At 55.4% G+C, this 22,256-nt stretch carries 25 protein-coding genes; 22 read left to right on the forward strand and 3 right to left on the reverse strand.

Annotated elements, in window-relative coordinates; genetic code table 11:
* The first annotated feature begins 33 nt into the window (after positions 1-33).
* The 8 genes from AC6ROY_RS08645 to AC6ROY_RS08680 all read left to right on the forward strand — a co-directional run bounded on the left by AC6ROY_RS08645 (position 34) and on the right by AC6ROY_RS08680 (position 5,512).
* A complete protein-coding gene (locus AC6ROY_RS08645) occupies positions 34-546 on the forward strand; it encodes a gamma carbonic anhydrase family protein (protein ID WP_500099822.1) in 513 nt (170 codons plus the stop codon).
* Positions 547-602: 56 nt separating this feature from the next.
* A complete protein-coding gene (locus AC6ROY_RS08650) occupies positions 603-794 on the forward strand; it encodes an IDEAL domain-containing protein (protein WP_500099823.1) in 192 nt (63 codons plus the stop codon).
* A gap of 137 nt (positions 795-931) precedes the next feature.
* Positions 932-1,390 carry a DUF2487 family protein gene (locus AC6ROY_RS08655; RefSeq protein WP_500099824.1) on the forward strand — a complete coding sequence of 153 codons (459 nt, stop codon included), beginning with the start codon at positions 932-934 and terminating at the stop codon, positions 1,388-1,390.
* 239 nt (positions 1,391-1,629) lie between these two features.
* Positions 1,630-2,160, forward strand: a complete 531-nt coding sequence (locus AC6ROY_RS08660; protein ID WP_500099825.1) for a QcrA and Rieske domain-containing protein — start codon at positions 1,630-1,632, stop codon at positions 2,158-2,160.
* Between the two features lie 18 nt (positions 2,161-2,178).
* Positions 2,179-2,850: a menaquinol-cytochrome c reductase cytochrome b subunit gene (gene qcrB / locus AC6ROY_RS08665; RefSeq protein WP_072327644.1), complete on the forward strand. Its 672-nt coding sequence runs from the start codon at positions 2,179-2,181 to the stop codon at positions 2,848-2,850.
* A gap of 67 nt (positions 2,851-2,917) precedes the next feature.
* Positions 2,918-3,802, forward strand: a complete 885-nt coding sequence (locus AC6ROY_RS08670; RefSeq protein WP_500099826.1) for a c-type cytochrome — start codon at positions 2,918-2,920, stop codon at positions 3,800-3,802.
* 73 nt (positions 3,803-3,875) lie between these two features.
* Positions 3,876-4,544, forward strand: coding sequence for a DUF1405 domain-containing protein (locus AC6ROY_RS08675; protein ID WP_500099827.1), 669 nt, complete (start codon positions 3,876-3,878; stop codon positions 4,542-4,544).
* A 77-nt stretch (positions 4,545-4,621) separates the two neighbouring features.
* On the forward strand, positions 4,622-5,512 hold the full coding sequence (locus AC6ROY_RS08680; RefSeq protein WP_500099828.1) for a sporulation protein YpjB: 891 nt from the start codon (positions 4,622-4,624) through the stop codon (positions 5,510-5,512).
* Between the two features lie 121 nt (positions 5,513-5,633).
* Here AC6ROY_RS08680 and AC6ROY_RS08685 read toward each other — a convergent pair whose 3' ends face one another.
* The gene (locus AC6ROY_RS08685) at positions 5,634-6,506 is read right to left on the reverse strand and encodes a YitT family protein (RefSeq protein WP_500099829.1); all 873 of its coding nucleotides are present in this window, start codon (positions 6,504-6,506) and stop codon (positions 5,634-5,636) included.
* 200 nt (positions 6,507-6,706) lie between these two features.
* Here AC6ROY_RS08685 and AC6ROY_RS08690 point away from each other — a divergent pair, with 200 nt between their 5' ends.
* The 14 genes from AC6ROY_RS08690 to AC6ROY_RS08755 all read left to right on the forward strand — a co-directional run bounded on the left by AC6ROY_RS08690 (position 6,707) and on the right by AC6ROY_RS08755 (position 20,247).
* A complete protein-coding gene (locus AC6ROY_RS08690) occupies positions 6,707-7,051 on the forward strand; it encodes a nucleotide pyrophosphohydrolase (RefSeq protein ID WP_500099830.1) in 345 nt (114 codons plus the stop codon).
* 92 nt (positions 7,052-7,143) lie between these two features.
* Complete coding sequence (locus AC6ROY_RS08695) at positions 7,144-7,710, forward strand: tetratricopeptide repeat protein (protein WP_500099831.1); 567 nt, start codon at positions 7,144-7,146, stop codon at positions 7,708-7,710.
* On the forward strand, positions 7,697-8,509 hold the full coding sequence (gene dapB, locus AC6ROY_RS08700; protein ID WP_500099832.1) for a 4-hydroxy-tetrahydrodipicolinate reductase: 813 nt from the start codon (positions 7,697-7,699) through the stop codon (positions 8,507-8,509). The genes AC6ROY_RS08695 and dapB overlap by 14 nt, the downstream gene beginning before the upstream one ends.
* A 121-nt stretch (positions 8,510-8,630) precedes the next feature.
* The gene (gene mgsA, locus AC6ROY_RS08705; protein ID WP_500099894.1) at positions 8,631-9,050 is read left to right on the forward strand and encodes a methylglyoxal synthase; all 420 of its coding nucleotides are present in this window, start codon (positions 8,631-8,633) and stop codon (positions 9,048-9,050) included.
* Positions 9,047-9,739 carry a bacillithiol biosynthesis deacetylase BshB1 gene (gene bshB1, locus AC6ROY_RS08710; protein ID WP_500099833.1) on the forward strand — a complete coding sequence of 231 codons (693 nt, stop codon included), beginning with the start codon at positions 9,047-9,049 and terminating at the stop codon, positions 9,737-9,739. Before mgsA ends, bshB1 begins: the two co-directional genes overlap by 4 nt.
* 49 nt (positions 9,740-9,788) lie before the next feature.
* Positions 9,789-10,955, forward strand: a complete 1,167-nt coding sequence (gene bshA, locus AC6ROY_RS08715) for an N-acetyl-alpha-D-glucosaminyl L-malate synthase BshA (protein WP_500099834.1) — start codon at positions 9,789-9,791, stop codon at positions 10,953-10,955.
* Positions 10,949-12,358, forward strand: coding sequence for a CCA tRNA nucleotidyltransferase (locus tag AC6ROY_RS08720; protein ID WP_500099835.1), 1,410 nt, complete (start codon positions 10,949-10,951; stop codon positions 12,356-12,358). Before bshA ends, AC6ROY_RS08720 begins: the two co-directional genes overlap by 7 nt.
* Entirely contained in the window at positions 12,355-13,323 is a 969-nt protein-coding gene (locus AC6ROY_RS08725; RefSeq protein ID WP_500099836.1) for a biotin--[acetyl-CoA-carboxylase] ligase, read from the forward strand. The genes AC6ROY_RS08720 and AC6ROY_RS08725 overlap by 4 nt, the downstream gene beginning before the upstream one ends.
* A 466-nt stretch (positions 13,324-13,789) precedes the next feature.
* Complete coding sequence (gene panB / locus AC6ROY_RS08730) at positions 13,790-14,644, forward strand: 3-methyl-2-oxobutanoate hydroxymethyltransferase (protein WP_500099837.1); 855 nt, start codon at positions 13,790-13,792, stop codon at positions 14,642-14,644.
* A 2-nt stretch (positions 14,645-14,646) separates the two neighbouring features.
* Positions 14,647-15,525, forward strand: coding sequence for a pantoate--beta-alanine ligase (gene panC / locus AC6ROY_RS08735; RefSeq protein ID WP_500099838.1), 879 nt, complete (start codon positions 14,647-14,649; stop codon positions 15,523-15,525).
* A 14-nt stretch (positions 15,526-15,539) separates the two neighbouring features.
* Positions 15,540-15,923 carry an aspartate 1-decarboxylase gene (panD, locus tag AC6ROY_RS08740; RefSeq protein WP_500099839.1) on the forward strand — a complete coding sequence of 128 codons (384 nt, stop codon included), beginning with the start codon at positions 15,540-15,542 and terminating at the stop codon, positions 15,921-15,923.
* 74 nt (positions 15,924-15,997) lie between these two features.
* Positions 15,998-16,663 carry a tetratricopeptide repeat protein gene (locus AC6ROY_RS08745; protein ID WP_500099840.1) on the forward strand — a complete coding sequence of 222 codons (666 nt, stop codon included), beginning with the start codon at positions 15,998-16,000 and terminating at the stop codon, positions 16,661-16,663.
* A gap of 102 nt (positions 16,664-16,765) precedes the next feature.
* Complete coding sequence (gene dinG, locus AC6ROY_RS08750) at positions 16,766-19,630, forward strand: ATP-dependent DNA helicase DinG (protein WP_500099895.1); 2,865 nt, start codon at positions 16,766-16,768, stop codon at positions 19,628-19,630.
* A complete protein-coding gene (locus AC6ROY_RS08755) occupies positions 19,627-20,247 on the forward strand; it encodes a redox-sensing transcriptional repressor Rex (protein WP_500099841.1) in 621 nt (206 codons plus the stop codon). Before dinG ends, AC6ROY_RS08755 begins: the two co-directional genes overlap by 4 nt.
* Before the next feature lie 126 nt (positions 20,248-20,373).
* On the opposite strand, the gene AC6ROY_RS08760 is transcribed toward AC6ROY_RS08755, so the two are convergent.
* Both AC6ROY_RS08760 and AC6ROY_RS08765 read right to left on the reverse strand, forming a co-directional pair.
* Positions 20,374-21,372 (reverse strand): inorganic phosphate transporter, encoded by a 999-nt coding sequence (locus tag AC6ROY_RS08760; RefSeq protein ID WP_500099842.1) that lies wholly within the window; start codon positions 21,370-21,372, stop codon positions 20,374-20,376.
* A 57-nt stretch (positions 21,373-21,429) separates the two neighbouring features.
* Positions 21,430-22,050, reverse strand: coding sequence for a DUF47 domain-containing protein (locus AC6ROY_RS08765; RefSeq protein ID WP_500099843.1), 621 nt, complete (start codon positions 22,048-22,050; stop codon positions 21,430-21,432).
* Positions 22,051-22,256 lie beyond the last annotated feature (206 nt).

A 22,256-nucleotide genomic window follows, 5' to 3' on the forward strand; every position in this document is an offset into this window, starting at 1 on the left:
CTCTCCCATATTGAAACTGAAGGAGCGATTAGCATGCTGCACAGCTATAACGGCATCCAGCCGCAGATTCATCCGACTGTATTTCTGGCGTCTGGCGTACAACTCATTGGCGATGTTGTGATCGAGGAAGGGGCGAGCATCTGGTACAATACGGTGCTGCGCGGTGATCTGGCTCCGATTCGGATCGGAAAGCGAAGTAATATCCAGGACGGCTGCATCGGCCATGTGAATACGGATCAGCCGCTTGTGGTGGAGGACGAGGTATCGGTCGGACACGGCGCGATCATTCACGGCTGCCGCATAGGCAAGGGTACATTAATCGGCATGGGGGCTATTGTACTTAACGGCGCCGACATTGCTGAATATGCTTTAATAGGAGCGGGTTCATTAATCACCGAGAATCGGTCGGTTCCTTCATATAGTCTGTGGCTCGGTTCCCCGGCCAAGCAGGTTCGTTCGCTCGCAGAAGCGGATCTGGCCAGAATGAAAAGGACGATGGAAAGCTATTGCCGCAAGGCGGAGGAATACCGCGCCGAGCTTGCCTAATACCCGCCCGCCTGAGGAGAACAATTTCTAATGACCCGGTTTGGAGGTAGGTACTCATGGGCAAAATGAATGTGACGAATGACATGATGCTGAGCTTGTTTGCTGAAATGGTGCTGGATAAGGCTGTACGCAACTTCAACGAGAAGCGGCTTATTCGGGAAATTGATCTGGCCCTGGCAACGGGAGACGAACCCGCCTTTCTTGCCCTCACGTCCGAGCTCAACTTGCTGCGCTCCCAGGTCAACTGATTGCTTCAACCATAAGGCAGGGAATGATAGGAAACACATAGACACTGTATTTCGTTGAAAGACATGTGAGAACTTCTCAGATGTCTTTTTTTTGCGCAAAATTGTGTTAAAGTAAGAAGCGGAGAGAAGGTGAAACGATGAAGTTCAGTGAAATTGATGCGGCTGCCTGGCCGGAGCTGCAGCCTTATCTGGATACCGCGCTGCTGCCGGTGACCGGATTGGACGGCTCCGAGGCTCCGGCAGAGGCGGCGGCGGCGCTGGAGGACTTGCGGGATGTGCTTGACCTGATCGAGGTGCCGTTCAAGGGGAGAACGGTGACTTATCCGGCCTTGCATTACGTCGGGGGCGGTCATGCGGCGGCAGCCTTCCATACGCTTCTGGCGGATGCAAGCGCGCGGCTGAAGCTGGCCGGCTTCCGTTATGTCGTGCTTGTCAGCGCGGCGCCGAAGGAGGAGCTGGACCTGGCACAGCTTGTGACCGAGGCGAATCTGGTCGTCCATCTGACGGGCGCGGAGCTGCGCGCAAGCGGAGCGGCGGCGAAGCGGGACGTTGCGGACAAGCTGTCTAAGCTTTGGTTTGGCAGGGAATCCGTGTGAGTCATGTATGATCTGTGCCAAGGGTGTCAATTCTATGTAGGAGCGAGGCTTCGGACGGCCGAGGACAGTTGTGACAATTGTGTTAACACTGCTTTGGAGCGCCAGTTTTCGCGGGTGCGAAGTCTTGTCTCCATTCTTGACGCACCCAGAGACGTAAGCTATTATTAGTTATGTCCTAGTATCTGGTGTAAAGTTATGTCGAACGACTGATATATGTTGCAAAAGGGGGTAGAACGAGAATGAACGATCATACGAATCATGGCGAGAAGCCGGTAAAACGTCGGGAGATGTCCAGACGCCAGTTTCTTTCCTACACCCTTGGCGGAGCGGGAGCTTTTATGGGTGCCGGGATGATTGTGCCGATGGTTCGGTTTGCAGTCGATCCGGTCCTTCAGCCCAAGAAGGAAGCTGATTGGGTCAAGGTTGTGGAAGAAGCCAAGGTTACCAATGAACCGAAAGTATTTAAATTCAAGGTTCAGCAAGTAGACGGCTGGTATGCGAGCGAGCCGGAGCTTGAAGCCTGGATTTCCAAGGGGCAGGACGGACAAGTATTTGCATTGAATCCGACCTGTAAGCACTTGGGTTGTACGGTAAACTGGAATTCGAATCCGGAGTTCAAGGATCAATATTATTGTCCTTGTCACGGAGCGCATTACACGATCGACGGCAAGCATCTGGCCGTTGCGAATGCGCCGCTTGACCAGTATGCAGTGAAAGTGGAGCAAGGTTTCGTGTATGTCGGTCAGCTTGGTCCGAACAAACGGGTGTAGAAGGAGGCGTAGCATCAGATGATTAAAAGTATTTATAACTGGATTGATGAGCGCCTGGATATCACGCCGCTTTGGAGAGATGTCGCGGATCATGAGGTGCCTGAGCACGTCAACCCTGCGCATCATTTTTCCGCGTTCGTGTATTGCTTTGGCGGCTTGACGTTTTTCATCACAGTTATACAAATTTTGTCCGGTATGTTTTTGACGATGTATTATGTGCCGGATATTATCAATGCTTATGCAAGCGTTGACTATTTGCAGCATAAGGTCGCATTTGGCGTAATCGTACGCGGGATGCATCACTGGGGCGCCAGTCTTGTTATCGTAATGATGTTTTTACATACGCTCCGTGTTTTCTTTACCGGCTCTTACAAAGCGCCGCGCGAGATGAACTGGGTCGTGGGCATGCTTATTTTCTTCGTCATGCTCGGTCTTGGTCTGACAGGCTATTTGCTGCCTTGGGACAACAAGGCTTACTTTGCAACGAGCGTAACGCTGAAAATTGTTGAATCCGCGCCATACATCGGGCCGTATGCCAAGACGCTGCTGCAGGGCGGCGAGATCGTCGGGGCACAGACGTTGACGAGATTCTTTGCCTTGCACGTATTCTTCCTGCCGGGTGCGCTGCTTGCGCTGCTCGCCGGTCACTTTATCATGATCCGTAAGCAAGGTATTTCCGGACCGCTCTAAGATCGAAACGGACAGACCCCTGCTTGACAGACGAGGCTCATGAGAACAAAAGAAGGAGGAGCGATACGTGGCTCACGGTCATAAATCTGACGAAAAAATCGTCTATGTAGGCGATTCCCGCGTCCAAGCAAAAACGACGAGAATGATCCCGCAGGATTTCTCGGCTTATCCGGGTAAATCCGAAGTATTTATCCCGAACTTCCTGCTGAAGGAATGGATGGTAGGCGTCGTCGTTCTGATGGGTATTCTGGTGCTGGTTATGTCTGAAGCGGCGCCGCTTGGTTACCCGGCTGATCCGACGAACACCGAGATCATTCCGATGCCGGACTGGTACTTCCTGTTTATGTATCAATTGCTCAAATATCCCTACACGTCCGGCAGCTGGGTTGTACTCGGTACGGTAGGCGTGCCGGGCATTTTGTTCGGCGCGCTGCTGCTGGCTCCGTTTTTGGACACAGGCAAGGAAAGACGCTTCTACAAGCGCCCGATTGCCAGCGCATTGATGTTTCTGAGCCTGATTGCCGTTTCCTACTTGACGGTGTTTTCGTGGCAGCATTACCAGCATGAGCTGAAAGCCAAAAACGTGATTCCTGAGCATATCAAGCGTGAGCAAGAAATGCACGCAGGCGGCGGGGAAAGCGGCGGCGGCGCGAAAAAGCCTGCGGCGGCGCAAGCGGCTGCGATTGTGGCGCCGGATGATCCGGCTGCATCCATTTATCAGAAGTCGACATGCTTGCAATGTCATGGCGGCGACCTGAAAGGGATGCCGGCGGCTAAAATTCCAGCACTGCGCGGCGTTGGCGATTCGCATGACAAGGCCGCAATTCTCGGTATTATCAAAAACGGCCAGGGCAACATGGGCGCGCAATATGACGCCAATATCGCCAAAGGCTTGACGGCTGACGATATCGACAAGCTGGCTGACTGGTTGAGCAAGCAGAAGAAACAATAACGGTTACAACGAAGCCTGGCCGCCTGCAAGCGGTCAGGCTTTTCATTAGCTGTACTTGAGGGGAGTGCTTCGGTTGAGCGAGTTTCGCTTGTCGTTTTTTTTCAGCAATGCCTTTCTCGGCGGACGGTTTATGCTCATATGCCTGCTGCTGGTGAATATACCCGGCACCATCTACGGCTACGTCTGGTACGGCAAACAGCTGGCCTTCACGTTGGCTGAGTATGGCCCGGCTTTTTTGCCGTTTGTCCCCGATAGCCCGACAGCCAGTTTGTTTTTCTCCCTGTTTCTGCTGCTGCTGCTCAAGGATGTGAACCGCCGTGAGCGCATCGCCTGGCCCAACGAACGTGTGAGCTTCATCCGGGGTTTTGTTGAGGCGTTTGCGTTGATCACTTCGTTTAAATACGGCATCTGGGCTGTCGCCATGATTTGGGCCGGCGCTTGGCAAGGCGATCAGATCGGCTGGCAGGACTGGATGCTGACACTCTCCCATTTGGGCATGGCGGCCGAGGCGCTGCTGTATGCACGGTTTTACCGGTTTTCATTGGCAGCGGTGCTGGCCGTCGGCGGCTGGACGTTATGGAATGATCTGATGGATTATGGCGCCGGTATTTTTCCGTGGCTTCCGGACATGCTGCTGGACGATCTCCAGGCCATACAGTGGTTCACGGTTGGTCTGAGCATGCTGGGGATCGCAATCGCGCTGCTGCTGTGGAGGGGCCGCGCTCGCGGGCAGCAAAGGTAAAGCTGGCGCAATCGGTCTAAAGCAGACAACCTTCCCATAGGATAACGGTAGGAACATGTCCATAGGAGGGATGTCAGGTGACAGGAGCATCTAGCTGGAAGTGGCTGCGGGTAAGCTTGGTGGCGTTGCTGCTGCCGCTGCTCGGCGGCTGCGGATGGCTTGGCTCACAGCCTGAGCAGGCGGTGAGCCCGGCGAATCGGCCAAACGAACAGCAGAAGCAGCAGGTGAAGCTGTTGAATACAACAGCTGAGGATTTATATCAGCGGATGCAAAAGGGCGATGTCGCCGGGGGGCGCGTTGTCCTGCAGCAGCTCAGCGACCAGGCGACCCAGATTCCATTTGAAGGAATCACCTCGCTGGAGGGGGTTCAAGCGTTTACGGAGACGATCACGCAGGCGAAACGTGTATTTGCAGCTGTCAGCTTCGATACGGATGCCGGACAGGTGGCCGCAGCGAAAATCCGGCTGGCTGCGGATGCGCTCGCTCACTCTAGCCAGCCGATGTGGCTGCAGCTCTACCGGCCGCTGCAGGATGATCTGAACCGTATAGAGCAGGCGGCTCAGGGGAGCAATAAAGCGGCGCTGCAGGATGCGCTGCAGCATCTGGAGCAGCATTATGCAACCGTGCATCCGAGTCTGATCATTAGCAGGCCGATTGAGGATGTCGAAAAGATGGATTCGCTGCTTGGCTTTGTGAAGTCGCAGACGCTAAGTCAGCCAGCGCCGTTCCGCAACGTGTTGAATGCGATGCCGCCGATGCGCCAGACGTTGGATAAGCTGTTTATGAAGCGGGAAACGACCGCCTATTTGCCTTATCCGGAGCCGCAAAATCCGCTGCTGTGGACGATTGGCCTCGGTTCGTTTATTGTGGCAGCGCTCGGATTTGCCGGCTGGCGGCTGTGGCAGAAGCATGACGGACTCGTTCCGCTGCGCCGCAAGGAGGAAACGGAATCCAGGCTGCGTTCCTGATCTGCAAGCCGGAAGCGTACTTGTTGTCAGCCACGGACAGCCGGTGAGCTGAGGGATGCCAGCGGTCGGGAGCCAATAGACGGACAGCCGAGCGGCTTGTTCTATAGGCTGCTATCCGGTTTCAAGACAAAGGCTTGAAGCCTTCGCCCACCACATCGTGAACCTCTGTGATAATGACAAACGCACGAGGGTCGATGCTGTGAACGAGGTCTTTAAGCCTTTTCATTTCGCTGCGCGCAACGACGCAATACACAACAGGCTTAGGCTGGCCCGAAAACGCGCCCTTAGCAGGAAATAACGTCACGCCTCGCTCCAGTTGGCGGGTGATCGCTGCGGCGAGCGGCTCGGCGTAGTCCGTCATAATGGTGAACGCTTTGGCCGCATACGCGCCTTCGATCATAATATCAATGACTTTGGATGTAATAAATACGACAACTAAGGTATACATCAATTTTTCCTTGGGCAGAAAAAGCAGGGAGGCCCCCAGTACGACCGCATCGGTCACGAGAATGAGCCGGCCGATGCTCCAGCCCTTCCTTTTATGCACAATCCGCGCAATAATATCAGAGCCTCCGGTTGTCCCCCCGTATCGAAACACAAGCCCAAGCCCTGTGCCCAGCGTCACGCCGGCATACGCGGAAACGAGGAAGTAGTCGCTCTCCGTATGAAAAGGAACCAGCCTGCCTGCGCGAATCAACGTCTCCATCATCCAGAGGAAAACGGACAGCAGCAGCGTGCCGCTGACCGTGTAAAACATCGCTCCCTTGTCCAGCATACGCCAGCCAAGCAGAAAAATCGGAATGTTGATTACCAGCGTCGTCAGGGACGGAGGCAGCCCCGTCAAGTAATTGACAAGCAGCGCTACGCCGGTAATGCCGCCCTCCATCAGCCCGTTTGCGATGACGAAATAATGGAGTCCGAATGCGTAGATGGCTGTGCCGACGGCAATCGGCAGCAGATTGCCGGTCAAGCTCCTCCAGCTCCGTTGTACCACGATTGCCCCAGCTCCCCTCGTTTTCCCGTGCATACAGCGTGTGCTGCAACGGTCCGTACTTGGCCGACTGTGTTTAGCATCTCCTTCTCCGACAAAAAAAATTTGTCATAATGCCCTAGTTTGCGTTAACATGGAGTTGACGTTTGACAGAACATATCGGACAATGTCAGAACTCAAGCTCAAGGCTGGTGAATCGTCAGATGGCAGATCAGGAACGCTCGTTAAAGGACTTGCAGGAAGAGGTCCATGCTTACATATCGCAGTTTAAAGAGGGATATTTCAGCCCGTTGTCCATGCTGGCCCGCATGTCCGAGGAGGTCGGCGAGCTTGCCCGTGAGGTGAACCACCAATTCGGCGAAAAACCGAAGAAGGCGTCGGAGGAAGACAATTCCATTGAGCTGGAGCTTGGCGATATTTTGTTTATTACGATTTGCTTCGCCAACTCGCTGAACATTGACCTCACCGAGGCGCATCAGAAAGTGATGCATAAGTTTCAAACGCGCGACGCCAAACGCTGGACGCCGGTGTCTAACACCGATTCCTAGCTCGCAGCATATGCTGTACCAGCACCCTGATTTCGTACGGCCGCTTCGGATGCCGGCATTCTCTCCGCAAGCAGAGGGAAGGGGATAGGGACATGGACAGCGAGCTTGCGATCAAGAAAGCGTATGAAGCCATTCTCGCTCATGATTTCGAACAGGCGATCCGCTGGTTCGAGCTGGCGATTGCAATGAAGCCGGATTGCGCAACGTATCATTATAAGTTATCCATCACATATGCCCGCAGCAATAAGCTGGATAAAGCGATTGATCATGCCGGGCAGGCGGCGGCGCTTGAGCCGCAGGATGAGCATTACGCCTTCCATCTGCAGCATCTGCGGGCCAAGGCGCTGCTGGTGCAGGCCGAGAAGCTGTTCGAGGAGGCGGATGAACGGCTTTGGCTGGCGGTTTCGCTCATTCAGCAGTCGATAGAGCTGGACCCTCTGTCGCTCGAAGCGTTCTTGCTGCTGACGCTTGCTTATGCCCGGCTGGATGAAATGCATCTGGCGATCCGCGCAGTGCGCGAGCTGCTGAAGCTGGACCCTGAGCATTCGACGGGCCGACGGCTGCTGCCGGTGTATGAATGGAAGTGGAAGCAACATATGCAGCGTATGTCATCATCGGGCATGCCGAAAGAGAGGAAGCAGGATTATGACTCACAATGAAGCGAAAATAAAAGTAGCGGTAGCCGGTGCAAGCGGCCGTATGGGGCGTGAAGTAATCAAAATGGTGCTGGCGGACGCCGAGCTGGAGCTGGTGGCAGCTGTAAGCCGCTCCGCCTTGCAGATTGATGTCGGACGATTGGTAGGCGCAGAGGCTTGCGGCGTTGAGCTGACGAATGATTTGGAGCTGGCGCTTGTGGAAACAAAGCCGGATGTGCTGGTTGACTTTACCACACCGCATTCTGCGGTCAGCCATACGAGCCTGGCCATCAAGCATAACGTACGCCCGGTTATCGGAACGACCGGCTTCACGCCGCAAGAAATTGAAGAGCTGGACAAGCGTTGCAAGGAACAAGGCATCGGCGGACTGATCGCGCCTAACTTTTCGATCGGCGCCATTTTGATGATGAAATTTGCAGCGCAGGCTTCCAAATATATGCCGCATGTGGAAATTATCGAATACCACGGAGACCAGAAGCTTGATGCGCCGTCCGGTACAGCGGTCAAAACCGCTGAGCTGATTTCCCAGGTGCGCGGCGAGCTGCGCCAGGGCCATCCGAATGAAAAGGAACTGATCGAAGGAGCGCGCGGCGCTTACTACGACGGATACCGGATACATAGTGTCAGATTGCCGGGAATTTTTGCTTTGCAGGAAGTGATTTTCGGCGAGTTTGGCCAGACGCTGACGATCCGCCACGATTCCTATGATCGGGCCGGATACATGCCGGGCGTCAACGTCGCTGTCAAAAAAGTGATGACGTATGAAGGGCTTGTGTACGGCTTTGAGCATTTTATCGACTAACACGGAACCAAGCGGAGAAAAAGGGGACAGTCGGATAGCGGTCTTAACGGGGCCGCTGACCGCGTCCTCGTTTTTCCATACGGAAAGCAGGACATCCTAAGGGGGAGCATCTTCCATGACCATGCATATCGCGCTGATTGCGCACGACCGTAAAAAAGACGAGATGGTCAATTTCGTTACTGCCTATGAGCATGTTTTCAAGGATCACAAGCTGTATGCGACCGGGACAACCGGTACCCGCATTATGGAGCAAACCGCGCTGCAGGTGCATCGGTTTATGTCAGGGCCGCTGGGAGGAGACCAGCAGATTGGCGCGCTTGTGGCGACCAATGAGATGGATCTGATCATTTTTCTGCGCGACCCGCTGATGGCACAGCCGCATGAGCCGGATATTATCGCGCTGCTTCGGCTGTGCGACGTGCAGGGCATTCCTTGCGCCACCAACATCGCAACGGCGGAAATTCTCGTTAAGGCGCTGGACCGCGGCGATTTCGCCTGGCGCGAGCTTGTTCACAAGTACAAGCCAGGGATCGAAGAATGACGCCGCAGCTGGATATATTGGTCTTTGGCGCTCATGCGGACGACGCAGAGATCGGAATGGGCGGCACCATAGCGAAGCATGCCGCGGCCGGGCTGCGGATCGGCGTCTGCGATCTGACGCTGGCCGAGATGTCCTCGAACGGGACGGTGGAAGGACGCCGGGCGGAAGCGGACCAAGCTGCGCAGGAGCTGGGGCTTGTTTCACGTCGCAACCTGGAGCTGCCTGACCGCGGACTTGCGCTGGATGCCGGCTACATCGAGCGGATTGTCGCGGAAATCCGGCTGCATCGGCCGCGTATCGTGTTTGCACCTTACTGGGAGGATCGTCATCCCGATCATATTGCATGCAGTCGGCTCGTGCAGGAGGCGGTATTTAATGCCAAGCTGCGCAAGTATATGCCGCATATCGCCGCGCATACGGTAGAAGAGACGTATTTTTACTTCATCAATGATACGGTAGAGCCTGATGTGATGGTTGATGTGACGGCCGTCTACGACCGCAAGCAAGCATCGCTGCGCGCCTACCGCTCGCAGTTTGAAGCCACAGGCGCTGATGTTGTGCGGACGCCGTTGAATCAAGGCTATCTGGAGCGGGTGGAAGCACGCGATTCGCTCCTGGGACAGCGGCGGGCGATTAGTTATGCCGAGGGCTTCAAGACAAGGTTGCCGTATATGCCTGCATTATTTTAAGTTACTTTTACATTACTACCGGCAAGTTCCGAAAGAGGGGGCAGCATCCATGGATCGGTTGAAAATCGGCATTACCTGTTATCCGACTCTCGGTGGCTCCGGCGTCGTGGCGACCGAGCTTGGGAAGCTGCTGGCGGAGAAGGGGCATCAAGTACATTTTATTACACACAGCATGCCGTTCCGTTTAGGAAAGTTCGATAAAAACATCTTTTACCACGAGGTCGAAGTTAACGACTATTACGTGTTCAAATATCCGCCGTATGATCTGTCGCTGGCGAGCAAGCTGGCCCAGGTCGTCAAGCAGGAAAAGCTTGACCTGCTCCATGTCCATTATGCGATTCCACATGCAGTGTGCGCGCTGCTGGCCAAACAAATGGTCGGTCCGGAGCTCAAAGTCGTGACGACGCTGCACGGGACCGATATTACGGTACTCGCCCAGGATGAATCGCTCAGCGATCTGATCCGGTATGCGATCAATGGCAGCGATGCCGTCACGGCCGTGTCCGAAGACTTGATTCACGAGACGAGACAGCTGCTTGGCATTGAGAAGCCGATCGAGCTGGCCTATAACTTTGTCGATAAACGGGTGTATTACCCGCGTGACGTCGGCAGCCTGCGCAAGGAATTTGCGCATCCGGACGAAAAGATTTTGATTCACATTTCCAACTTCCGGCCTGTGAAGCGGGTGACGGATGTGGTTGAAATTTTTGATCAGGTGCGCAAGGAGGTGCCGTCGCGGCTGCTGTTTGTCGGCGAAGGACCGGAGCTGTCCAAGGTGCTTTGTCAGGTCAAGGAGCGCGGGCTGCTTGACAAGGTAACGTTCTGCGGCAAGCAGGATGATGTAGCGCAGCTGCTGTCTCTGGCCGATCTGATGCTGCTGCCGTCGGAGAAGGAAAGCTTCGGTCTGGTTGCGCTGGAAGCGATGGCTTGCGGCGTGCCGACGATTGCCTCGAACGCAGGGGGCATTCCGGAGCTGATTACGCATGGCGAAACCGGCTATTTGGCCGAAATCGGCGATGTGGATCTGATGTCGCAGTTTGCGATCGCCTTGCTCAAAAATGAGTCGGCCTACAAGCAGATGCGGGAAGCCGGCTTGCATCGGGCCCGGTTTACGTTTTGTAATGAAGTGATCACCAGGCAGTATGAGTCGCTGTATTATCAGGTGCTAGGTCGGCCGCTTCCTCAGTGGCTGCATGCCGAGCAGCCGCAATGCTGAGTGCCGGCGGCGGTGCGCTGACTGGGCCGGGAGACGGGGAGCGGCAGCAGCGCAGCCAGGCGCTTGCGATTGTCGCGCAGCTGAACGCGGCCGGCTATGAAGCTTACCTGGTCGGCGGCTGTGTTCGCGACGCATGGCTGTCGAGACCTGTAAAGGATTTTGATATTGCAACGTCTGCGCTGCCGGAGCAGGTCGAGGCGCTGTTTGAGCGGACGATCCCGACCGGCTTGCAGCATGGCACGGTGACGGTTGTGATGGGTCGTAGCCCGTATGAGGTGACTACCTTTCGCCAGGAGTCGGGTTATGCCGACTTTCGCCGTCCGCAATCGGTTGCTTACATCCAGAAGCTGGAGGAGGATTTGCGCCGCCGCGACTTCACGATGAATGCGATGGCAATGAACCGCGAGGGTCATATCGTGGACCCGTTCGGCGGGCGGGCTGATTTGGAGCGCGGCGTGCTGCGTTGTGTCGGCTCTGCCGCCGAGCGGTTCTCCGAGGATGCGCTGCGTATGCTGCGTTGCGTCCGTTTTGCGGCGGAGTACGATCTGGAGGTGGAGCCGGCCTCCTGGTCGTCTTTGCAGGAGCTGGCGCCGCTGCTCAAGCATATCGCGCTGGAGCGCGTCAGGGCGGAGCTGGAGCGGATGATGGCGGGCAGCGACCCGAATCGGGCGCTTGCGCTGCTTGTGCGCAGCGGCCTGCTTCGGCATACGCGCAGCCCGCTGTTATGGGCCGCGCTGCCTGCGAGCGTGGACGCGTGGCCGGATTTGCGCAGCCTGCCGGATACGGGGCTGCGCTTGGCGTATGTATACGGGCGCCTGGAGGCGGCGCCGTCCGAATGCGCCGCCGATCTGCGGCGGCTGACATGCTCGGTCAAGCAAATCGAAGCGTTGACAGCGCTGTTGTCCGCCCGGACACAGCTGGCGGGCACGTGGCTGGGCGATGCCGAGGAGCAGAGCGCGGCGTCCGAGCTGCAGGCGGCCCGCTCCGCGCTGGTGCTCGCGGCCGTGCGGTACGGCCAAGCGACGCTGACAGCGCTGCTGGAGCTGTACAAGCTGGACCCGGCATGGGCCGCCAGCGGGACGGGCAACGTGGATAGCAGGGACAACGCGGACAAGGGCGGGTTCTGCGCCAAGGAGCCGCGGGCGGCTTTATTGATCCAGGCATGGCTTGATCATGGACCAGCCTGGATTGAGCAAATGCCGGCAGCGGAGCTTCGCGAGCTGGCTGTGTCCGGTCAGGTTCTGCTGCAGCGGCTGCAGCTTCGCGGCGGACCTTGGACCGGCAAGCTGCTGCAGCGGCTGCTGGAGCTGGTGGCGCTTGGAAAGCTGCCGAATGAAACCGAAGCGCTGCTGCTGGCAGCCGAGTCCTATCATCATGAATACCGGGAGACGGGTGAGCCATGAGTCAACGTCTGATCGAGCTGTTCGAGCAAGCGGACGGCGCTTTTTTATCAGGAGAGCAGTTGAGCGGCGTGCTGGGCATTAGCCGCACCGCCATCTGGAAACAAATCGAGCGGCTCAAGCAGGACGGATATGTATTCGAAGCCGTGCCGCGTAAAGGCTACCGCTTACGATCCGCGCCGGAGAAGTTCCCGTTGGCCGCCTTTCTTGCGATGCTGCAAACGGAACGATTCGGCCGTCACGTCAACTACATAGAGGAAGTGGATTCGACGCAGTCGGCCGTTCAGCAGCTCGTCTTGGCTGGCGCAGAGGAAGGGGCGCTTGCGCTGGCCGAGCGGCAGACTGCCGGCCGGGGACGTCTCGGGCGCGTTTGGCATTCCCCGAAAGGCAAAGGACTTTGGTTCAGCCTCCTATTGCGGCCGGAATGGCTAAAGCTAGCTGACACCCCGCAGCTTACCCTGCTGACGGCGGTCGCCGTCTGCCGCGCTGTCCGGTCAGTCACGGCGCTGGACGTCGGAATCAAATGGCCGAACGATCTGCTGCTCGAGGGCAAGAAGGTCGGGGGCATTTTGCTCGAAGCGAATGTGGAAAATGGCAGCCTGCGGCACGTGATCGCCGGAATCGGACTGAGCGTCAATCTGGCGTCCGAGGATTACCCGGACGAGCTGCTGGAAAAGGCAACCTCCCTGGCGATCGTCGCCGGTCGGAAGCTGGATCGCGCCGCGCTGCTCGCCCGAATTTTGCTGGAGTGGGAGCAGCTCTATGCATTGTATCAAGCGGAAGGCTTCGCGCCGGTCAAGCTGCTGTGGGAAGCGCTGAGCGTATCGCTCGGCCGTTCAATCGTCTGCACGACGCCGCAAGGCTCACTGACCGGATTTGCGGAGCGGATCGACGATCAGGGAGCGTTAATGATACGGCTGGAGGACGGCACGATCAAAGCGCTGTATTCAGGCGACATTGAGTTGTAGGCCAATAGGCTATCCTCAGGCGACATCAAGCAGTAGGCCAGCAGTCTGTCGATTAGTGGTGACAACTGTTGTCGAATTTGTTACAATAGCTCATACGATCTTCCAGTATGCGAACGTCAGTCAGGGCGGCATCCTGTTAAGGAGCTGCACCTTCAGACACAGGCATGGAGGAACGGTCGCGAGACCGGCAACATCAATCATTGAAGTAGAAAGTTTTGATCGAACCGTACCAACTGAAACGAAGCAATATCAGTATGATACCGGATTCTGCTCTGAGCCTGCACGGGACCGAGACAGAAGGATCATAGGTTTATTTAGCCATGTGAACCTTGCAGCTCTCGCCCGCCCCCTGGACGGGACATGGAGGAGCTGCAAGGTTTTTTTGCGTAGATGCCCGCGTCCCGGAGCTCAGCGGCCATCTACAAACCGATACATCGACCAACAACGGAAAGCAGGTGCTTGCTACATGGAAACGCGCAAACCCGTCACGACGATCGGACTGCGGAGAATGAAGGAACATGGACAGCCGATCAGCGTTGTGACCGCTTATGATTACCCGTCGGCGCTGCTGGCCGAGCAGGCTGGCGTCGATGTGCTGCTGGTAGGCGACTCGCTTGGCAATGTCGTGCTCGGCTATGAAACGACGGTTCCGGTGACGCTAAGCGATATGCTGCATCATACGAAGGCTGTTACCCGTGCGGCGCGCGCCAGCTTTGTCGTAGCGGACCTCCCGTTTGCAACTTACCACGGCAGCCTGGATCAGACGCTGCGCAATGCCGCCTGTTTGATGCAGGAAGGACTTGCCAAGGCAGTCAAGCTGGAAGGGGGAGCTGAGATCGCTCCGGCGGTGCAGGCGCTGACTCGGGCCGGTATCCCGGTTATGGCGCACCTCGGCCTTACCCCGCAATCCATTCATCAGCTTGGCGGCTTCAAAGTGCAGGGTAAAACGGCGGCCCAAGCGAAGCGACTGCTTGACGATGCCCGGCTGCTGGAGGAGGCAGGAGCTTTTTCGATTGTGCTGGAGCTTGTTACCGATGAGCTGGCCCGTGAGGTGACGGAAGCGCTGACCATTCCGACCATCGGAATCGGAGCGGGCCCGTCCTGTGACGGCCAGGTGCTGGTGTTCCACGACCTGCTCGGGTATGCCGCCGAATCCCATCCGAAGCGGATGGTCAAGGAATACGCGGCGGTTGGCGGCATGATCCGCAGTGCGCTGCAGCAGTATGTGCAGGATGTCAAAACGCGGCAATTTCCGGCCGAAGAGCATACCTTTCATAAGCCGGAGGAAGTGGCTAGCCATCTGTATGGGGGAGGACGTTAAGCATGCAGGTCATTACTACCATTTCCGGACTCCGTGAAGCGGTCCGGGCGGCCCGCGCCGAGCGGCCCGATGCACAGGTTGGCTTTGTGCCGACGATGGGCTTTTTGCATGAAGGTCATGCGTCCTTGCTGCACGCGGCGCGTCAGGAAAATACACTCGTTGTGCTTAGTATTTTCGTAAACCCGCTGCAATTCGGCCCAAATGAAGATTTTGAGCGATACCCGCGCGATGAGCAGCGTGATTTGGCACTGGCGGCTGAGGCAGGCACGGACATTGTGTTTTTGCCAAAGGTCGAGGACATGTACCCGGCCCCGACGCGTACGACGGTATCGGTGCAGGACGTCACCTCGCGGTTATGCGGCGCCTCACGGCCCGGGCATTTTGACGGGGTGGCGACGGTGGTGACCAAGCTGTTTCATATCGTGCAGCCGGATAACGCCTACTTCGGGATGAAGGATGCGCAGCAGGTGGCGGTCATCGAGCAGATGGTGCTGGATCTGAACTTGCCTGTACGCATTGTGTCTTGTCCGATTGTCCGCGAACCGGACGGCTTGGCGAAAAGCTCGCGCAACGTTTATTTAAGCCCGGAGGAACGCAATCAAGCTGCCGTACTGAGCCGCGCGCTGCGCGAGGCCGCTCAGCAGATCGAAGCGGGCACTGCGCCGCTGGCTGCAGCGAAAGTGGAGGCACAGGTCGCCGCGCGAATCAGGCAGGAACCGCTGGCTGTCATTGATTATGTTGAATTGCTGCATTTTCCATCGCTGCAGCCCGTCGCCGATTTGGCGGCGTTGTCTGCGGGGCAGCGTATGATTATCGCCGTCGCGGTCAAATTTGGCCAAACCCGTTTAATTGATAATTGTGTCATCACACGCTCATCCTGAGGAGGAAACCGACTATGTTCCGTACGATGCTGAAAGCTAAAATCCACCGCGCCACCGTAACCGAGGCGAACTTGAACTACGTCGGCAGTATTACCATTGACCAGAATTTGCTCGATGCGGTCGATATGCTGCCTAATGAAAAGGTGCAAATTGTCAACAACAATAACGGAGCCCGGTTCGAAACGTACATCATCCCCGGTCCGCGCGGCTCCGGCGTCATCTGCTTGAACGGAGCGGCAGCGCGCATGGTGCAGCCCGGCGACAAGGTTATCATTCTTTCTTATGCGATGATGAGCGATGAGGCGGCCAGGCAGCATGTGCCAAGCATTGCGATCATGGGCGACGATAATGTGATTGCTCATGTTCTGAAGGAAGAAATTCATTCCACCGTGCTGTAACGCCGCATGAAACGGTACGGGGCGACGCACAATGAAGATACCTCATACCAAGCGAGCAAAGGTGGGATGTGCGTATGTTCAAGCATCTGTTTGCCTCGATGAATGATATGCTTGATGAAGTGCTGGCAGCTTATCCGTCCTCGTCCGGCGTACAGCGCAAGCTGCTGGCAGACAAGCTCCATTCGCTGAAAGCGATGAGCGACGCCTGCATCGAGGATTGGCTGCTGTTTGAAGAGAAGCTCGGCCAGACGCTGCGTGCGACGGGCATCATGACCTTGCCGGAGGCTGGAGCGCCGCCGCAGGCGGAGCTGACCGAGCTGGCGGAGAAGCGATCCGATCAATTTGTCAAAGCGCAGGGCTATTATAAGCTGCATATGTATGAGGAGGCGGCGGCTCAGTTCGCCGAGCTGCTGCATCGGCAGCCGGAATTTACGCTGGCCCGCATTTATTTGGCGATGTCCTGCCTGCACCGTGGACAGCAGGAGGACAGCTACGCCCACTTTCATTTTTTGTCGCAGCTGACGGACAACAAACAGCTCAAGGCCATTGCATTGAACGCGATGGGCTGCATTCAGGCGCAGCGCAATAATTTGGATAAGGCTTGCGAGCTGTTCACGCTTGCTTACGGAACCGATCCGGCCAGCGTCGAGCCGCTGCTGGAGCTTGGCTTTTGCCAGGTGGACAAGGGCGGATTAAACTTTACATTCATTCCTGCAAGAGCTGTTGAAGCGCCGCTGTAGAGTTTCTCTGCAGCGGCTTGTCTGGCTTGGCGGCTATTCCTTTCCGGCGCAATATGGTATGCTAGGGAGAAGAGGGTCAGGAAGGGATTGAACGCGGCACCAATGAAATTTGCGGTTTTGGACTTTGAGACAACCGGAAGTTCGACGACAGACCGAATTATTCAGGTCGGACTTTTCATTATAGACGATATGCAGATCACCGACAGGTACACGTCGCTCGTCAATCCGGGAATGGCTATACCTGCTGCGATTACCTCGCTTACCGGCATTGATGACGCGATGGTTCAAGCTGCTCCAAGTATTGACATAATAATGGGAGAAATGATGCCATTGCTGCAGGACGCGGCGCTGGTCGGTCATAATGTCGGCTTTGATCTGGCGTTTCTGCAGCGGGCGCTGGATGAAAATGGCTACTATCCGTTTGACGGACGGATGCTGGATACGATGGACCTGCTCCGGATTTTGTATCCGGGCTTGTCGAGCTTGCAGCTTACCATGGTGTGCCAGTCGTTCGGCATCGAACATGAGCGCCCCCATCAGGCTGACAGCGATGCCGAGGTGACGGCGCTGATCTGGCTTGCCTGCCTGGAGCGGCTGCAGTCGCTGCCGCTGCTGACGCTGCAGCGACTGGATCTGATATTTGCCGATTCGCCCCATGATTTGGGCTGGCTTCTTCACGAAGCGCTTGTGTACCGCGAGCTGCATCAGCCGATGGACCCTGAGGCTGACCGTTATTTCCGCCAATTCGCCTTAAATGTGCGGGATTGGGGAGACGAGGAGGACACACGTGATGCGCAGGAGCTGCTTGCGATGGAGCCTACCTTCGACCGGTTTTACGATGCGCTGCGGGAAACATTGAAAACGCGGTTTGAGACGTACGAGGAGCGGGAAGCGCAGGTTACGATGCTGAGCGAGGTGGAAAGCGCCTTTGAAGCCGGCAAGCATCTGATGGTGGAAGCGGGTACAGGAACGGGGAAATCGCTTGCTTACCTGATTCCGTCTCTGTATTACGGACTGAAGCATGATAAGAAAATGGTCGTCAGCACCCATACGATCAATTTGCAGGAGCAGCTGCGCGAGCGCGACATTCCGCTGCTGCATGATTTGTTCCCGGTTTCATTTCGCGCAGCGGTGTTGAAGGGGCGGCGTCATTACCTGTGCCTGAGAAAGTTCGAGCACAAGCTGAATACGCTTGATTTTGAACCGGGCAAGGATGATCGGGTCACAGCCGGGCAAATGCTTGTATGGCTTGGCGAGACGAAGCATGGCGATCAGGAAGAGCTGATGTTTACGAATAAAGGCAAGCTGTTCTGGCATACGGTGGAAAGCGATACCGATTCGTGTCTGAACAGAGCTTGTCCGTGGTTTAAAAAGTGCTTTTATCACCGCGCCCGGCATCAGGCGAATACGGCGGATGTGATCATTACGAATCATTCGCTGCTGTTTACCGATATGAAAGCCGACAACCGGCTGCTGCCTGCCTACAAGCATCTGGTGATTGATGAAGCGCATCATTTTGAGGAAGTGGCGAGCAAGCATCTCGGGATTGAGCTGCACTATCATACTTTGCTGAATACGCTGCAGCGGCTGTATAAGGACAGCAGGTCCGGGCAGCTGTCCGGACTGCGCTTCAAGCTGCAGAAAGCGGCCGAGGACCCCCGTGTGGCCAATTGGAGCGCAGAGATCGACCGTGCTGTGGAGCATCTGGTCCATCTGAAGGAGGACTGGGACCAGCTGAACGAGCTGCTGTTCCAGCTGCTGTTGTCGGCGCGCGGCGGGGAATCCACCCAGGCAGACGGCAATTCATCCGTGCTCCGCTTGAAAAAAGCAACATTACCCGGCGGTTGGGATAAGCTGGAGCTGTTGGAGGAAAATTTGCAGCTGCATGCGGCAGAAGCGCTCAAGCGGCTGGAGAAGCTGCTGGGCGATCTAAAGGAAGCCCAGGATGAATTTGAGGTGCAGAGTCAGGTTACTGATCTCGCAGGTACTGTGAAGGAGCTGCAACGGCATAAGGAAGATTTGCATATCTTTATGACGATGCCTGACGATAATTATGTGTATTGGCTGGAGGGCGGTCAATTTGGTAAAAGCCGTTCCCTGCAGCTTAACGCGGTGCCGATTGATGTCAGCGCGATGCTGCGCCAGCAGTTTTTCGAGCCGAAGGACAGCGTGATTTTGACCTCGGCTACGCTGTCGGTCGGGAAGTCGTTTGATTACACCTGCGAACAGCTGGGGCTGCGTGCTTCGGAGTCGGACAGCTCGTTGAAAACGATCCAGCTGCCTTCGCCGTTTAATTACCGGGAGCAGGCGCTTGTTGCCATACCGCGTGATTTTCCGACACTGCGCAGCGGACTTGGCGGTGAGAAGGAGTACGTGGAAGCATTGATTCCTTCGCTTGCCGAGGTCGCCCTGGAAACGAAGGGACGTATGCTCGTGCTGTTTACGTCGAATCGGATGCTTCGGGCGGTGCATGCCGGATTGAAGGACATGCTCGCTTCCTTTGGCGTCGAGGTGCTTGGTCAAGGCGTTGACAGCAGCAACCGCAGCAAGCTGACCCGGATGTTTCAGAGCAGTCCGGCCTGCGTATTGCTTGGCACAAGCAGCTTCTGGGAAGGGGTTGATATCCCGGGGGACGCCTTAACGGCGTTGGCGATTGTGAGGCTGCCCTTCCAGCCGCCGACGCACCCGGTTGTGGAAGCGAAAACCGAGAAGCTCAAGCAGAAAAATTTGAACTCGTTTATGAAGCTGTCCGTTCCGCAGGCGGTGATCCGGTTTAAGCAGGGGTTCGGCCGGCTTGTGCGTACGGCATCGGATAAAGGTATCGTCATTATTTACGATACCCGCGTCATCGACACGAACTATGGCAAGTACTTCCTGTATTCGCTGCCGGGTCCGAAGATCGAGCATATGAATGCGAGTCAATTGGTTCCGCGTATCAAGCAGTGGATGGAGGAGAAGCAAGCATGAAAACGATAAAAATTTCCGAGGCAGTTGTGCGGCGGCTGCCCATTTACTTACGTTTCCTGACGGAGCTGAGCAAAAAAAATATATCAACGGTATCCTCGCAGGATCTTGGTCAAAAGCTGGACCTGAATCCGGCGCAAATTCGCAAGGATCTTGCTTATTTCGGCGAATTCGGCAAGAAGGGCATCGGGTATGATGTTGATTATTTGATCGAGAAAATTCGCCAAATTCTCAAGCTCGATAAATTGATCCCTGTCGCCTTGGTTGGAGCTGGTAATCTTGGCCGCGCTTTGTGCAATTATAACGCTTATTTGAAAGATAATATGAAGATTGTTGCGGTATTTGACCTGCATGCCGGCAAAGTGGGCGAATCCATCAATCAGCTGAAGGTGAAGCCGATGGAGGAGCTCGTTTCCACTATTCGTGCGCTTAGCGTCAGAATCGGCATTATTACCGTACCGGCTGTCGAGGCGCAGCAGGTCGCCAATCAATTTGTGGAAGCCGGGGTTGAGGCGATCTTGAATTTCGCCCCGGTGATCATCAAGGTTCCAGCTGAAATTCGCGTTCACCATGCGGACTTCACGACTGAGCTGCAAAGCCTCGCTTATTATTTGGAATAATTGAAAAGGAGCCTTCATTCCACGTTTATAGTGGCTTGAAGGCTCCTTGCATAATGTGCGATTCATTGATTCATTCCCCCAGGCTTACTCGTTTGAGACAGTCCCAGACAAGGAGTATGAAGCGGCTTAGATAAACGCGAGCAGGATTTTGAACGTAATAAACGCCAGCACCATGCTGATCGGCACCGTAATAAACCAGGTCAGCACCATCTTCGTTACGGTGGCCCACTTGACATCGTGGAAGCGAAGCACCGAACCCGTACCGATAATCGACGATGAAATGACTTGCGTGGTCGACAGCGGCATCCCCATATGCGTGGACGTCTGAATGATGATCGACGAGTTCAAGTCGGAAGCGAAGCCGTTGATCGGTTCGATTTTGAGCAGCTTGCGGCTCATCGTCTTGATAATTTTCCAGCCGCCGATCGAAGTGCCAAGTCCCATCGCAGTCGCGGCCGACAGCTTGACCCACAGCGGTACATCCAGCGTCTGCTGAATGTCCAGGGTTACGAGTGCGAAGACGATAATGCCCATTGCCTTCTGAGCGTCATTGCCCCCGTGGGAAAATGAAAGCAAGCCGGCGGACACAATTTGAAACAGACGGAAGGTCCGGTTTAGCTTGGAACGTGATTGATTGCCGCTGGCAATGATCACCCGTTTGATGATCCACATGATCAAAAAGCCGGAAGCAAACGCAATGATCGGCGACAGGATCAGGATGAGAATAATATTCCAGAAGCCGGACCAGTTCAACGCGTCAACGCCTGCGCCCGCGATGACGGCGCCTGCGAGCGAGCCGATCAGCGTATGGGAGGAGGAAGAAGGAATGCCGTAATACCAGGTGAGCAGGTTCCAGAATATGGCTGATATAAGCGCTGCAATAACAATGTAAATGCCGTTTTCGATTTTGGCCGGATCTGCCACGCTGCCGCCGACGGTTTTGGCTACCTCGGAGGAGTAAATTGCGCCGACAAAGTTCAGGACGGCCGCATACAAAATGGCGAAGCGCGGAGACAGTGCTTTGGTCGAAATGGACGTGGCGATTGCATTCGCCGTATCGTGAAACCCGTTTATGAAGTCAAATATAAGCGCTAGAGCAACGACGATTATCAAGGTGGTTAACATGTTTTCCTCCTAAGTCATACCATGCGAATTCCGCAAGCTGATCGAACGGACAGCGGCTTACGAATATCGCAGCACAACGCTTTCCAGAATATTGGCTACGTCTTCACAGGCATCGGTCGTTTGCTCCAGACGCTCGTACAGCTCCTTCAGCTTGAAATCGTGATAAGGCTCCTTCGGATTTGTGAAAATTTCGCGAATGCCTTCCCGCATCAGCCGGTCTGCTTCGTTTTCCAGGCTGTTGATTTGCACGGTATGCTCAGTCAATTGCATATATTTTTTCTTGGACAGCAAAATCATCGCATCAAGAATATGCTGACAGCTCGCTACGAGCACAGCAGAAAATTCCTTCATATAACGATCCGTGAAGGTAATGTTTAAGTAATCAAATCTTGCAATGGAAGCTTCGATGCCGTCCAGCACGTCGTCTACTTTGGAGGCCAGCTCCATAATATCCTCGCGCTCGATCGGAGTAATAAACACTTTGTTCAAGCCCTTGAAGATCTGGTGTGTGAGTTGATCTCCGTTATGCTCCAGGTCGCGAAGCTGCGGATAAAAGGTCGCGGGCGGCTCGGAGCCCATCATCGCTGAACGGAAGGTTTGCGCCGCCAGAAGCATGTTTTCTGAAGCCTTAATGAGCAGCAGCAAAAAGTCAGTATCATTTTTTTTGGTAAAAAGCATGGCTTTCGCCTCCTATTGTTATCTTTAATTTACAAAATCTTAATAATACGAGTAGAATTATGTAGAAAAAAGGAGTAAATTCACACAAAATTAAAAATAACACACTCGAATGCCGGAATGCAATGATAGTTTCGGCAAACTTAGTTTATGTCATCCGGGCGCGTATTATGTAGCCTCCAGGTCCGGTCCGGACGGGAAGCTTGATT

This window comes from Paenibacillus sp. sg306046, assembly GCF_059821225.1.